15 protein-coding genes and 1 tRNA gene are annotated in these 14,113 nt (G+C 40.8%); 4 read left to right on the plus strand and 12 right to left on the minus strand.

Translation table 11 applies throughout. The annotated features are described in order from the left end of the window. Positions 1-17: 17 nt before the first annotated feature. From MuYL_RS11115 to MuYL_RS11125, 4 genes are all read right to left on the minus strand, one after another. Positions 18-1,949: a caspase family protein gene (locus MuYL_RS11115; RefSeq protein ID WP_094570641.1), complete on the minus strand. Its 1,932-nt coding sequence runs from the start codon at positions 1,947-1,949 to the stop codon at positions 18-20. A 245-nt stretch (positions 1,950-2,194) separates the two neighbouring features. After that, positions 2,195-2,854, minus strand: coding sequence for a site-specific integrase (locus MuYL_RS23630; RefSeq protein WP_245845836.1), 660 nt, complete (start codon positions 2,852-2,854; stop codon positions 2,195-2,197). Between the two features lie 7 nt (positions 2,855-2,861). Continuing rightward, the gene (locus tag MuYL_RS23635; protein WP_245845838.1) at positions 2,862-3,419 is read right to left on the minus strand and encodes a phage integrase SAM-like domain-containing protein; all 558 of its coding nucleotides are present in this window, start codon (positions 3,417-3,419) and stop codon (positions 2,862-2,864) included. Positions 3,420-3,723: 304 nt separating this feature from the next. Beyond that, positions 3,724-3,797: transfer RNA gene (locus MuYL_RS11125), tRNA-Ile, on the minus strand. A gap of 145 nt (positions 3,798-3,942) precedes the next feature. Between MuYL_RS11125 and MuYL_RS11130 the strand changes: the two genes are divergently transcribed. Continuing rightward, a complete protein-coding gene (locus MuYL_RS11130; protein ID WP_094570642.1) occupies positions 3,943-4,566 on the plus strand; it encodes an HAD family hydrolase in 624 nt (207 codons plus the stop codon). 23 nt (positions 4,567-4,589) lie between these two features. On the opposite strand, the gene MuYL_RS11135 is transcribed toward MuYL_RS11130, so the two are convergent. Beyond that, positions 4,590-5,567, minus strand: coding sequence for a family 43 glycosylhydrolase (locus MuYL_RS11135; protein WP_094570643.1), 978 nt, complete (start codon positions 5,565-5,567; stop codon positions 4,590-4,592). A gap of 21 nt (positions 5,568-5,588) precedes the next feature. Continuing rightward, positions 5,589-6,662: a glycoside hydrolase family 76 protein gene (locus MuYL_RS11140; RefSeq protein WP_094570644.1), complete on the minus strand. Its 1,074-nt coding sequence runs from the start codon at positions 6,660-6,662 to the stop codon at positions 5,589-5,591. A 132-nt stretch (positions 6,663-6,794) separates the two neighbouring features. Here MuYL_RS11140 and MuYL_RS11145 point away from each other — a divergent pair, with 132 nt between their 5' ends. After that, positions 6,795-7,319, plus strand: a complete 525-nt coding sequence (locus MuYL_RS11145) for an adenylyl-sulfate kinase (RefSeq protein WP_094570645.1) — start codon at positions 6,795-6,797, stop codon at positions 7,317-7,319. 9 nt (positions 7,320-7,328) lie between these two features. Here the strand turns inward: MuYL_RS11145 and MuYL_RS11150 are convergent, their stop codons facing one another. The 6 genes from MuYL_RS11150 to MuYL_RS11175 form a co-directional block, all read right to left on the minus strand. Next, positions 7,329-8,324: a phytanoyl-CoA dioxygenase family protein gene (locus MuYL_RS11150; RefSeq protein ID WP_094570646.1), complete on the minus strand. Its 996-nt coding sequence runs from the start codon at positions 8,322-8,324 to the stop codon at positions 7,329-7,331. Between the two features lie 26 nt (positions 8,325-8,350). Beyond that, entirely contained in the window at positions 8,351-9,313 is a 963-nt protein-coding gene (locus tag MuYL_RS11155; RefSeq protein ID WP_094570647.1) for a methionyl-tRNA formyltransferase, read from the minus strand. A gap of 95 nt (positions 9,314-9,408) precedes the next feature. Continuing rightward, positions 9,409-10,380, minus strand: coding sequence for a sulfotransferase family protein (locus MuYL_RS11160; RefSeq protein ID WP_094570648.1), 972 nt, complete (start codon positions 10,378-10,380; stop codon positions 9,409-9,411). A 14-nt stretch (positions 10,381-10,394) separates the two neighbouring features. Continuing rightward, the gene (locus tag MuYL_RS11165) at positions 10,395-11,102 is read right to left on the minus strand and encodes an aspartyl/asparaginyl beta-hydroxylase domain-containing protein (RefSeq protein ID WP_094570649.1); all 708 of its coding nucleotides are present in this window, start codon (positions 11,100-11,102) and stop codon (positions 10,395-10,397) included. Positions 11,103-11,158: 56 nt separating this feature from the next. Next, positions 11,159-11,611, minus strand: a complete 453-nt coding sequence (locus tag MuYL_RS11170; RefSeq protein ID WP_157740770.1) for a hypothetical protein — start codon at positions 11,609-11,611, stop codon at positions 11,159-11,161. Between the two features lie 14 nt (positions 11,612-11,625). After that, positions 11,626-12,576, minus strand: a complete 951-nt coding sequence (locus MuYL_RS11175; protein ID WP_094570651.1) for a bifunctional UDP-sugar hydrolase/5'-nucleotidase — start codon at positions 12,574-12,576, stop codon at positions 11,626-11,628. 330 nt (positions 12,577-12,906) lie between these two features. On the opposite strand from MuYL_RS11175, the gene MuYL_RS11180 reads away from it, so the two are divergent. Together MuYL_RS11180 and MuYL_RS11185 are read left to right on the plus strand one after the other, a co-directional pair. Then, positions 12,907-13,440: a phage tail protein gene (locus MuYL_RS11180; protein ID WP_094570652.1), complete on the plus strand. Its 534-nt coding sequence runs from the start codon at positions 12,907-12,909 to the stop codon at positions 13,438-13,440. A gap of 94 nt (positions 13,441-13,534) precedes the next feature. Continuing rightward, positions 13,535-14,062, plus strand: coding sequence for a phage tail protein (locus MuYL_RS11185; RefSeq protein ID WP_094570653.1), 528 nt, complete (start codon positions 13,535-13,537; stop codon positions 14,060-14,062). The last annotated feature ends 51 nt before the right edge of the window (positions 14,063-14,113 follow it).

Raw genomic sequence — 14,113 nt, forward strand, 5'->3', positions numbered from 1 at the left:
GATTTTTATGTGGAGTTTCAGCGGGTAATTAATACAATACGGGACAACACATTCCAGTCGTCCAGCCGGACCTTCGCTGCCTTGCCGACATCTCTGTCCATCAATTTAGCAAGGCTGCCCGTTGGTCCGGAAAGTGCCGCCTGATTCAACAGGTTGAGTTTGAGGTCACGGGTGGTCCCATATATTTTCAACACGTCAAGGGATGAAGGCTGCCCTGCTCGGACGGTCATCGCTAACGGCACATTGACCGACGTTCCCGGCATAACCGGGTCATTTGCCGCTTGCCCCAGTAACATACCGAGGCTGAAGTTGTCAATGCCGCCATTGTCTTTCAGGTCTAACAGGTTAAAATAAAGGGTATCTGCCGAAGTATTGTTGATCAGTAAATTGATGTTTTCCCCGTTTTTAAATTCATAGTCCGGATGGCCGAGACGTTTGCTTAGGTCCAGATCACGGCTTTTGCTCATCGCCACCGTAAACCTGACCTGGCTGGCCGGGTTCTCTATCTTGAGCACAGCAACCCATTTTTTCCAAAGCGCCAGCTGGGTATTTAGGATATCGTGAATTGAAAGATCGGTAATGATATACCCGGACAACGCCCTGCCAGCTTTACCGGGTAAATACAGTTGAACGCTATCTTTGACCGTAAGGAGGATGAGGTCTGCCTTATCTCTCCCTTCCTCTACGGATTTATCCGCCAGCAAGGATTTTTTCAAACCTGCCAAAACAGCACTGTTCCAGTTTCCCTGGAAAGCAATGTTCATTACACTTTGGTAATCGTGTTCCACCTCCCGTGCCTTGGAGTTTCTGACGCTGACCATACCGTTCAGGATCTTTGCCTTTGATTTGAAGGCCTCCGTTGACATAATTTCCACCTGGGCAACGGGTTTAACCGCACCGGGGTCCAGCGTTCCAGGCGGATAGACATTAAATACCGATCCGATTTCCATTCCTGTGGCGCGTCCCTCAGAAAGTTCCACCATTTGACCGCTTAGTGGCGTAACGTAAACAAACGAGGGGACCGAAGGAGCCGTTTCCCCGAATATCCGGGAATTTTGGTGATCGCCCAATAACTGGGGCGTCTGGTCATCGATATGAGTCCGTACGTCATTTTTGACATTTTCTATGACATCCGGCCATAAAACAGCACCATCAGCTTTCTTGAGTTCTTTAATCAGGAAAAAGGTAAAAGCCCCGTATACTGTCCCGTTATCAATATATTCATGCGATAATTCGTCAGATTGGCACCCGGAAAGCAGCACATAGGGAAAAGACCTCCTGGAATTAACAAACAGTCTGGTGCCAGTCATTCGCAAGCTGTCTTGATGCGACAGGATCGCGGGAATAAAGCGGGGTCTGAGCCTATTGGTTTTGACACTCAGGAAGCGGGTAGCTCCTGCCGAATGACAGGCATCCAGGATAACAGTCAGGTTTGACGTTACCTTCGTAATAGCATTCAGCCACCCATCCATGTCGCTGTCGAGTATGGAGGTCTCCTTGGCCATGTCGTAGGTATTCACATAATCGGATGGGATCAGTGTTTCATCCAGATAATCCGATTCTTTGTTCGTCTCATCCGGCACCTGGGAGCCGTGACAGCTAAAGTCTATAACTACCATATCACCAGGTTTCACCAGGCTGATGAGTTTCTGAAATGCCCTGGCAATGCCCCTCTTATTTGCCTGGTCATCCGGAAGAAAAATGATATTTTTCGTATCAAAGCCCTTTTGCTGTACCAAAAAATCGCGCATCAGCGTAATATCATTGACACATCCTTGGAGCTGATCAGCGTCCAGCAAGTTTGAATAGCGGTTAATACCGGCGAGCAAAGCATATTTATGGGTAACTGGGGGCTGAAAATCAAAACCTTTAGTGTACCCGCCCGCTAAAGGTAAAAACCAGAGTGTGCAAAAAACGAAACAAGCCTGTTTAAAGTGATAATGTGACATCGCAAAGGTTTTAGGGTGACTATCACAATAGAACTATTGCAGAAAATATTGTGACACTCAAATATACATACTGAAAAACAAATAGTTACCGTATTTTTACGGTATTTTTTTATTATTTAATGAAATAAATAAAGCCTTCATATGTATTTAATGCATCGAACAATCCAGGCATCAAAAAAAAGAATTAATTTGTCTTAAATTCCGTTAATTACAATCTGCAAATTAAGATTATACATTTTACCCAATTAGGTTAACTTTAGTTTAAGGTTTAGCATATCCTCGCTGATCTTCTTTTCCAATACCCTTGCATAAATCTGCGTTGTCGCAATCTTGGTATGGCCGAGCATCTTGCTTACTGTTTCGATGGGTACACCGTTTGACAAAGTTACTGTAGTCGCAAAAGTATGCCGGGCGATATGAAAGGTCAATGTTTTTTTAATGCTGCACTGGTCGGCTATCTCTTTAAGGTAGCTGTTAACCTTTTGGTTGGAGAAAACCGGGAAAATGGTATCTAGTTTTGCAGACCTGTAATGATTAAGGTATTTTTCCATAATCCTTTTAGCCCGCGGAAGTACTGGTGTATTCACGGGGATATTTGTTTTTTGCCGAACGGTTTTGATCCAGTCTTCGCCATCTATTCCCTTGACGATATGATCAGTGGTTAGTTTCATCACATCTACATAAGCAAGCCCGGTGTAATAGCAAAAAACAAACAGGTCTTTAACAATGGTCAGGCGCTCAATATCAAAGCTTTTCTTTTCAAGCTTATCTAATTCAAACTGTGTGAGAAAATCCTTTTCAACTTTTTGGTGCCTTATCTTATAATTTTTAAAAGGGTCATTAGCCATCCACTCCAATTTAATCGCCAGGTTGGTCATTTTCCTTACACGGATCAGGTGTTTCATGATACCGTTATTTTGCAGCGGCTTTTGATGGTCTACAGGTTTTATGCGCCCGCAGGAATGTTTCAAAGTCGGCAACAAACTTATAATTGATCTCGTGTAGCAGTAAATTCTTTTTACGGTACTTATTTTCTATGAATTTGGTTAAATAACGCTGAGTTACGAAATAGTGCTTAAGCGTACTCTGTTCCAGTTCATATTTGGCCTGTTCGTTATGGTATTCTACCAGGCGGCTTAATGTGTTAGGTTCTTCGTTATCGGTACCGAAAAAAGCATCCTTGATTGCATTAGGGGTAATTAAACGCCCTTTCAGTTGTAACTGCTGGTAGCAATTACCCAAAGCCATCCTAACTTGTTCTAACCCGTCATTGATTTTACGGTTAGCTTCTTTATTTCTTTTCCCTGCACCTCTCTGCGGGTCCCATTGTTCAGGGTCAATCCATTGTTTTAAAGCAAAATGGATGATCTCGCCTTTGACTGTAATTCGTGCATAGATGGGCGCTTTGCCGTTTTTTAGCTTATCCCCACGGATAATAAACTGGATTCCGAATGTGTTTACCGTCTTCATTTTCTTCTTTTCTTTTTCAATTTTGATACATTTTAGTTCAAATAGGTATTGAAACCTTCGGTTTTTAGCACTAAAAAAGGGTCAAAAAATGGCAAAAAACACCAAAAAATATTGATCGTAATTAATTGATATACAATCAATTAAACCCTTAAATCGTACCTCGAAGGTAAAAATTGAAAACAGGTTACGGAATAGGTATCGTGAAACCCGGAAAAGTTTGATAAAATTTGATATGGCTAAAAATGTAAAAGCCTGTAAATCAATTAATTTACAGGCTTTTTGATATCGGTTGATATCCTAAAAGTGCGCCCACCTGGGCTCGAACCAGGGACCAAAAGATTATGAGTCTTCTACTCTAACCGACTGAGCTATAGGCGCGGTTATTTTTGTGAGTTGCAAAGGTAAAAAAAAGTTGTTTACTTGAAAATGAAATATCACAAAATTTAAAAGTTTGTGAATGTTTATCTCTGGTATTTAATTTTTACTTATTGTATGTTTGCTTCTTAAATAGTCAGAATTACTTATGCCTGGTATTAAAAACATTATATTTGATTACGGAAATGTAATTTTCTCTCTTGATTTTGTAAAAGGTCAGCAAGCTTGGAAAGATTTGGGGATAGTTGACCCCGGTCAGTTTTACGGGCATCGCGCTCAGGATAAAGTGTTTGACGGTTTCGAACGCGGTGACATAGGGGCTGAAGAATTCAGAGCTTACATTCGCGGGAAATTGAGCAATCCCGGATTAAGTGATCAGCAGATTAATAACGCATGGAACAGTATGCTGGTTGGGGTCCCGAAGGGCAATCATGAACTTTTGGCAAATCTCAAATCGCAATATCGCACCTTTTTATTGAGTAATATCAACCCGATTCATTACGACTATATAATGGATTATCTTAAAACCGATTTCGGGTTCGATGGTAATAATCACCTTTTCGAAAAGACGTATTACTCGCACCTTACAGGCAGGCGAAAACCGGAAGCGGAAATTTTCGAGATGGTGCTTAATGAAAACGACCTAGTTCCGGCTGAAACGTTGTTTATAGACGACAGTCCCCAGCATTTGGAAACAGCAAAAAAGCTTGGTATAAAAACGTACTTAATGACCCTGCCTGACAATATTCAGGCGCTAAGATTTTTGGAATAGCTTATTAATGCATAAGCCATTAATTATTTTGAATATTTATACTCACCGGTTTTTATATTTATAGTAAATGGTTTCGGCTCAGGAAGCCACAGTTTGCCATCGCCAATTTCAACAGGAATCCATAAATAACGCGAGTCCCATTGTGTTTTAGGCCGCCACTGATCGCCCATGAAAATTACCGTAGTTGATTTTGTGCCGGTTACCTTAATCAGCATGGTAGATTGCGAGCCATAAGTATTTGTTGGGGGAGGTGCAATGTCTTTAAATTCTGTCCATGGCCCTTTTAATGATTTTGAAGTTGCATACTTGTTGGGGTTGGGGTTCCATCCGGTTAATGCCGAACCTATTGCATAATAAAGCCCTTTAAAATGGACTATTGCACCGCCCTCAAGCGGGGCTTTTACCAGACTCATCTCTTCCGACACTGACAAGTAATCGTCAGCAAGCTTTACGATGTGAAAACCTAAGGCCCGATCTTCAAAAACGAGGTAAGCAGTACCATCATCATCAACAAACTGACCAATATCCCTGCTTTCATGGTCCAGCGGACGGAAGCTTTTTACAAACTTAAAGTCGCCATCGGGTTTATCGCTAATTGCAATACCTACCCGGGCATATTTGTAGTTGCGTGTATCAAGGTGAAAATACATCACATATTTTTTTGTGGGTTTATTGTAATAAACTTTTGGACGCTCCAATATCCATCGGTAACCCAGATTTTCAGGGTCTTGCATTTTAACAACATCACCCATAAATTTCCAGTTCATTAAGTCGGCTGAAGAATAGCAGCTTACATACCTATAATTAGTATCCAGGCCGTTTCTGCGTTCTTCACCGTACCAGTAATAGGTGTTTTTTATTTTTATAATACCGCCGCCGTGTGCCTGGATATGATCGCCGTTGTTGTCGGGCCAAAAAGCACCAGGGTTAATTTCTTTATTTTGGGCAAATAAAATACTATTTAAAAGTACAAGTGCTACGATTATGAGACTTTTTTTCATCTATAAATTAAAAAAGGATGGTTATTTAATTTCATTCAATTCCTGCAATCTGCCGCATATCTCTATCATCGCTGCCTGGTCAATCAGGCTTTTGGCTGGCTTAGGGCCCAATAGGTTACTGGTGTCACGTTCAGTTTTCCAAATATTGTCGGCATCCTCCTCAAAAAACGTCATCCATTCTTTATTGCTGTCAATTTTAAACAGATCAATATATCCCCTAAGCATTACTGCATTGAACCAATAGTTGCCGGGTAACCGTCCATTTTTAAAGAATTCAGCTTTTCCGGCTTTTGCAATTCGCTGCGCTTCTGCCAGGTATTTCGGATCGTGTGTTAAACGATATAACAGTACATTTGATTGCAACATGGTACCGGTATTATAGGTGTAGGTTGCCATACCGATTTTTAATGACGGGATTTGAATATTATCATAATATACGCCCGATGGCGCTTGCAAATACTTGTTAACCCATTTGTATAAGGTTAAAGCAGTATTAAGATAGTGTTGTTGTTTGGTGATCTTGTATAATTGTAGTGCCACCAAGATACCCGGTCCGTTTGAACAGGTATTTTTGGTGTTTTTATCACCCTCTTTCCAATACAAGCCGCCCCCGGATGCTGTATCAAGCCCGCCCATCATAAAGCGATAGATCATTTCAGATGAATGCAGGTATTTTTTATTGTTTGTACGATGATAAGCATCAAGATAGGCTATAGCAATCCATTGGTTATCGTCGTAAAAACGTGAACTTTTTCTTTCTGTTAAAGGGTAATCCTGGTAACCCGGAAATGGCGGCTTATTACTATAATATTGATCAATAGCATTTACTACTTGCTGCATGTATTTTTGGCCTGGTTGTAACACTTCCATTTCATTGGTAGCCTGTATCAATGCGCATAACGGCCACAGCCAGGAGTGGGGGTTTTCATTTTTTGCGCTGTCGGTTGTTTCATAATAAAGCCCGTTCTTTTTGTCGGTAAGTTGTTTGTTAATTCCCTCGTACAGGTATTTAATACGGGTTTTATAATCAGGTAACTGCGCTTTAACTGTAATGCTAAAAAATGCACTCAGCAGCAATATAATTGTTTTTTTCATAGACATTGATAACGCTAATTTACATTTATTAATAATTAAATGTAATTGTGACAGCAATATTACTTTGATTATTTGTGAGATAATGAGCGTAATATTGGGGTTTAAAATTCGCCTGTTTTATTACTTTTGGATATGCTAATTATCCAGCTTACCGGTTTATCGGGTTCAGGCAAAACAACCCTTTCACAATTTGTAAAGCAGGCGCTCGAAGATCGGCATCTTACCGTTGAAATAATTGATGGTGATACCTACAGGAAAACGCTTTGCCGTGATCTGGGGTTTTCTGTGGAAGACCGCTGTGAAAACATTAGGCGTTTGGGCCATGCTGCTCACTCATTTGCGGGTAGCCGTGATGTTGTGATTATTGCTGCAATAAATCCGTTTGAGCACATTCGTAAGGAGTTGGAAATTAAGTATGGTATCAAAACTGTTTGGATAAATTGCAACGTTGATGTTTTGATAGCTAGGGATACTAAAGGGCTTTACCGGCGGGCCCTGTTACCCGAAGACCACCCTGACAAGCTTCATAATTTAACCGGGATAAACGATAGCTATGACACGCCGGTTAATTATGCTTTATTAATCAATACCCATATGCAATCTACTGCGCAATGTGGCGGGTTACTTTGCGATTTTATATTACAACATATTGGCTAATAAATATTCTTAATCAATTCCGGCCGGGTCGTAAGTAAAATACTGCACAAATCTCGGTTTTGAAGCTGTGTTTGGGCTGCTGCCATGTGGTAATGCATGGTGCCAGATAATAAAATCACCCGCATTGGCTGCTATTGGAATACACCCCAGCTCGTAAAGGTTTTCTTTATATGGGTCAGCGCCGGGGCCCAGGCTTCCTACCCAGCTGTCAAGCCGGTGGTGGAAACCTGGTACCAGGCTAAAGGCTCCCTGGTTTGCTTCGGTATCGGCAAGGTAGAGAATTCCCTGTAGTCCAAAAGGGAGTGGTAAATTTAGTTTTGTGTCCCAATGCAGTCGCGGCCCCGGAAATTTCCAGTTCTCCGTTTCCGGTGGATTGAAGCCAACTCTGTCTGCGGTAACCCAAATATCTTTACGGTTCCATAGCTGCTCAAAAACAGCACGTATAAATGGGGAATCTCTGTTTTTTTCAAGAACAGGGTGTTGAAAAAGCTGAACCATAATGCCCTGCCTTGCGTGGTGCTGATTATACCAGGTATCGGGGTTATTGCGGTCAATTTGAATAAAACTGCAAATTGTTTCAATGGTCTTTTCACAATCCTCTTTTGGTACTGCATTTTTTAAAACAATATAACCGTTCCGTTCCCAAAAATCAACCTGTTCATCGTCCAGGATTTTCTGAATTGCAACCTCGCCGGGATTGTTTTTATTTATAATAGCATTATTAAAACGTATAATTTTTTCTGGTGATGGCGTTCCGCTGGTTTCAAGTATCCACTGCTCAAACTCCTCAAACGAAGGCGCTGTGCCGTATAAATATCTAACAGTTTGCTCAAGTCCAAGGCCAAGTGTAAAAAGCAAGGTCTTATCAAGCTGGAATTCGTTTTCAAGGCCACCTGAATTTATTTGGCCATTTCTTTTTAGCATGCATTTATGCCAAAATCTTTTCAAATGCATTATTTGCAATTGCCCGGCTTCTTCAAATGGCGTTAATAACAGATCTGACATAGCAGTGGTATAAAATTAAAGCTAATTTATGAGTTAATAGTTAGGCCAGAAAGATTTGCTGCATTTTCGAAGTGCTCGCCGGCTGCAATACCAAGTGCGGCGAGTTTGAATCCGGAAAATATACCTTCTGTGAATTGAACTACGTTAAGCCTAAGAAACTGTGTTTCTTTACAGGCAACAATCACACCGTAGTTAACATCTGAATGTACAATCGAACCCGGGATGAATGTTGAAGGGTTATTTACCTGGACTAAATTAACTTCCAGGATCCTGAACGGCAAACCCCTAAATTGCGTTACTGCTCCGCCGTAATCAGGGTTGGTAGCATTCACGAGGTTCTCAATTTCGTTTGCCGATTGTGTTTCCCAATCAATTTTAAGATCATCAATAACGGGCGCGGCAAAATAACTGGCGTTGTTTTCATTTTGAGGGAAAAGCAAGTCATTCCCCGTAGTGTTCAGTTTTTCAATTCCTTTTGAAATAACCTGTACGCTCTCCATCGCCAGGCGATTGGTGTACAAGCCTAAACTTTCACCTTGTGCAATGGATATTTCGTGCTGCATTAACATCGGGCCATCGTCGTAATTTTCTGTAACCTGGTGTATGGTTATACCACCGGTTTGCGCCCCATTTTTTATTTGCCAAAAAACAGGCGACTTACCCCTGTAAGCAGGCAATAAGCTGAAATGGATATTGAAAAAGCCAAATTTGGGCAGGGCTGTCAACGTTGGCGAAATTTTATAAGGGCAACCAAATACAAATACGGCATCCACCTGCGCTTCAGTAAGCCAATCCTTAAAGCCTATATTCAGCTCTTCTTTTAAAAAACGTTTAAAAGGAATATTTAAATGTTGAGCATTAAGTTCAATTGGTATATTGTTTTTATTGGCTTTTCCTGGCGAAACAATACTGTGCAACAGTTTTTGCGCCGATAGGTAATGAATAACTGGTATGGAATACAGGCCGCCGGTTAGTAAAATTATTTTCAATTATGTAAGATTTAGTATAAACTTTTTGATTTTTAAGCTAAACAAAAAAACAAACACTTAAAAGTAATATTTAAATGTATAGCATAATAGCAAAATTAAAGCATTGCCATTCTTTTTTTATCTAATATATAATACAGCTCCATTGCTTTTTCAAGATGTGCGGGGATATCGGCCATGGCTTCTTTCCTGAAATGCTCACCAGGCTTTTTTGAATGATAATGGCTGCGTTGCTCCATTAACTCAAGCGCCTGAGCACTAATGGTTATATTTGAAAAAGAAGCTACCCTTTTTATCATTTCCATAGGGCCTTCATTGTAATTAATCAACATGCAACGCTCATCGTTCGCTGCAATTTCGAGGTACTTTTGTAGATAGCTTGTTAATACATTTGCCAGGTAAATAGAAGAATCGTGACCGATCTCTTCAGGTTTAAAGCCAAATAACTGGGGTTCAATCATGCCCGGTACAGCCTGCATTCCGGGTAATTTGCTGTGTGACCGAAACACTTCATCAGGCCTGCGATACAGCAAAATAAAAGGAACCCCGGGATAAAGCAGCCTCAGCTGCCTGTAAAAAAAAATATGCCAGCTGTCGGCCTTAATAAATAAGTCTTTCTTTTGCAGGGTTACTGCGCCTGCGGTTTCCCTTGCATAATATTTAAAAGCACTTACCAATAAATTATTTATTTCGGCTTCGGTAAAATTTGGTTCTTTAAAAGGTAATCGCAAAATGTCGTCAAAAAAAGGAACCTCTGATAATACAGTGTTTTGTTCCATTGTTGACAGCAGTTGCGAAACCAGGGTTGAGCCGCAACGTGAGATATGAAAGATGAAAGCTGCAGGTACCACCTCTTTTAAGCCGCCGGCCCAGGAAACCGTCATTTCAAGTGCACTAACCGAAGAGAATTCATAATAACGGTTGTTTGCCGAACGGCATTTCAAAATGGTTTCGTCAAAAAAAGGTTCGGTAAATTGCTTGCCAACGGTATGTAGCCAATGACATTGCGACTGCCCGGCTGATGTAGCTAATTTATAAGGGATCCAATTCTCAATTTCAATATGATCCATATCCGGCTGTAAGCTTAAATATTTCCACTGTTACTTAGTAAAATTCTTACCTTTTTTTCCAGATCATCAGCACGTTTATTGGAATCCTCCGTATTTTGGAATCTTAAATGTTTAATCATGTTTAAAAGATTATCATCAACTTGTTCTTTTTTATAAACTATTTGATCGGATGAGGTGATCATATTCTTTAACCAATCATTAACGGTACAATCAATCACCAGGTGAACCCTGTCGGCCTTGCTGTTGTTCGACACGCGATGTGGTAAATTAGCATTCAGATACCAGCATTCGCCTTCCTGCAAAAATACCCGATCCTGTTCGCAATAAAATGCCACTTCGCGATTGGTAATTACCGGAAAATGAAGCCGCGCTTCTCCTTTTTCAAAGGCCAGCTCATTATCTCTGTGTTCTTTAATTACGGCACCTGCCTTTAAATTTAAAAATCTTACCGACATGATGGGGCAATGCAGTTCTGACAGTAGTTTCCTTACAGAAGAGAACCGTTCCATATAAACATTGTCTTTATATTCACTATGTTTTCCCATCAATTCGGGAACGATGTTTTTATGATCGCCTCCGGGAGACCGCAAAGCAAGCACGTCCCATGAGCCGGTGTAATGATACTTGTTTAGATGCGGCTGCCAATCCTGGCCGGTAACTGCTAATTCTGTTTGCATTGCCTGCAGGTCAAAGGTTAGTCCTAATTTCGCATAGCGTATCATAAAATATTTTTTAGGTTTTTCGAACCCAGGCTAACATATAGGGGTAGGGCAGAGTGTTAAGTTCTTCGGCTTTTTTTTTTGCCGTATGTCATTCCCCGCAATTCAAGGCCAGGCACAGCCAAATATCGTCCGGCTTTAAAGTTCTGCAAAATATTTTCACTTTCACCTTTGTATCCATGCTCATGAAAAACAATTTGCGGATCTATTCCGGTAAACAAACAGGCTGCGTATGACCATGCCAGCGCCATCAACTCACCTGAACGGTGCATATCTGTATCCGGAAGCCGGCCACTTACGGAGCAGCGTATATCGGAAGGTAAAGTTGCCAGGTGACCTGCTTCATGGAGTATGTCACCCGGGTGTAACAATTTTTTCGTGTCAATGATTATTTTTCCGTCCTCCAATTCCAGTCCCGGTAAAAAGGATTCTGTTTCTATATCGCGGAATGCAAATCCTATTCCCGCGAATTGTAAAAACTGCGTGATGGTATTAATAACAGGGGAGATCACAATCAATAATTAAATTAAACGGGCAATGGAAGGTCTTTCGCCAGCTGCAGCCTCGAGAAAGAACCAGCAAATGATTTAACAGGTGTTCCGGGGATAAAATGTTTTGCTCTAATTCCGTTCTTCTGTTTATCGCTGTCAAAGTTTATTATTGTGCGGCCCATTATCATGCCATTCCACGCTGTTTGAGCCAAAATTACTTCGTGTTTGGATTTATTACTAAGTATCTTAGTGTTTATAAGGAGTTTGTCATTATTACCGCCGATGATCATATCGATATTTTTAGATTGTGCGGCGAGTTTATGATTATCAGGCGCTGTGCCCTCAAGCATTAACGGCAGGTGCGACAAACAAATAACAAGGTCACATTTTTCATCGTTTTTTAATAAATGAGCTACCGTGTTTGCGCTTTCAATAGCATCACTGCATTTTATATTATTTATACGAGAACCAACTGCAGTGACGCCTACTTTGAAACCGCCGCTATTTATTATAATATAGGGCTTTACTATTTTCTTTAAATTATCATCAAACTCGTAATTGCAATTTAATAAGGTGAACTTTACGAAAGGTGCAAGGGAAGCTAAATGGTCTTGTCCAAGGGAAAGCTCTTGTTTTCCAACTGCTGCAGCATGATAGTTCATGCTGTTCATCATCGCTATTACCTGTTTTTGTTGCGAGAGCGGGGTCGCGCTATTTATAAAGCTGCCCGCATCTAAAAGTAATCCGCTTATTTCCTGTTTCTCCAATTCAGCCTTGATCCGGCTTAGTCCGCCTGTGTTTTTATAAGCAGCTTCGATATTCCCCAACAGATCATTGGTGTGATATATAGTTACCGCATTTTTTGACGAGTGGATTGTGTTAATCTGTTTGCTAACAGCTGCTGCAGAAGCCATCGGTTTACAAAATGCGGCTGTTGCGGCCATAAGAGATATTTGGTTTAAAAACACTCTGCGGGTTTTATTCATCGTGATGTAGTTAATAAGTTAATTAGAGACGATAAATATATAGTATTTTTCAAATAATAATAAAAAAATAATTTAGAGAAAATAACCTGACCGAAGTTTGTAGTTGGGTGTTTCGCTTTTTTTCTGAGATTTTTTTTATTAAAGTTCTGTAAAAGAGTTTTTTAATAAAAATTATATAAGGAATAGTGTTGAACCTAAAATACATTGATAAACGTTCATAAATCAAATAAATTATTAACGGCAAAATTTATTTGATTATTTTTTTTGTATTGTAAAAAAAACTATTTAATATTGAACTGCTAAACTTAATACAATTTAAACTTAAACCTTATGAACCCAAGTTTTATTGGAGCCATTTACATTTTCGGAGGGAATTTTCCTATTGCCGGTTTTTCGTTTTGCCAGGGCCAGCTGGTCGCAATATCAGAAAATGATACTTTATACACTTTGTTAGGTACTACTTTCGGCGGCGATGGGGTACAGACCTTCGGGCTGCCTGATTTGCGTGGAAGGATGATCGTCGGCCAGGGCCAGGGGCCGGGTTTAAGCCAGTACGTTATCGGCCAAAGGTCAGGTGTTGAAAATGTTACGCTCACCACCAATACGATGCCTTCGCATACGCATCTTATCAATGCCAACTCTGGCGCAGGTACAACGTCGACAGCAAGTACAAGTTCATACATGGCTGCAGTAGTTTCCGGTACCACTCCCGAAAATTTTTACAACACCGCTACTCCTAACGCTACATTGGCTGCCTCTACCTTATCATCGGCCGGAAGCAATATTCCTTTCTCTATAGTTCAACCGGTGTTAGCAATGAATTATGTAATTTCCTTATACGGTATATACCCGTCACGTAATTAGGCGCTAATAAATAAACAATTAAATATAATCAGTGAGTTCGGCGATTATCCCGACAACTGATCTGAAAAATAAAAAGCAACCTTAATCTCATATCATGGAACCATATTTAGGTCAAATTATTCTGCTCGGGTTCGATTTCAATCCAAAAGGGTGGGCGCTTTGTGCTGGCCAATTAATGTCGATACAACAAAACCAGGCGCTATTCTCTATTTTGGGCACTACCTACGGGGGAAACGGCGTCCAGACTTTTGCACTGCCTGATTTACGCGGCCGTGTGGCTCTTCATACTGGCCAGGGCCCCGGGCTTTCCAATTACGTCCTTGGCGAAGTATCGGGTACGCAAAGCACTACGCTGCTGCCTGGCAATTTGCCGTCACATAATCACTTGATGAATGCCAATACAGGTGCAGGTAATTCCGGAGCACCCTCAGGTAACCTGCTGGCTCAGGGGCCGGTTATAGGTGGTGTAAACGTAAACGAATATACAACCAGTGCCAATACCACGATGAATGCAACGTCAATTGCTGTTGCGGGAGGAAGTCAGCCTGTTTCAATACTGCAACCTTATTTGGCCCTTAACTACAGTGTAGCATTACAGGGAATTTTTCCGTCGAGAAACTAAATAACTTGCATTGAACTAGAATTAATTAAAAGAATAGAAATTTTTATTAAA

Origin of the sequence: Mucilaginibacter xinganensis (assembly GCF_002257585.1) — a bacterium.
Taxonomy (GTDB): Bacteria; Bacteroidota; Bacteroidia; order Sphingobacteriales; family Sphingobacteriaceae; genus Mucilaginibacter; species Mucilaginibacter xinganensis.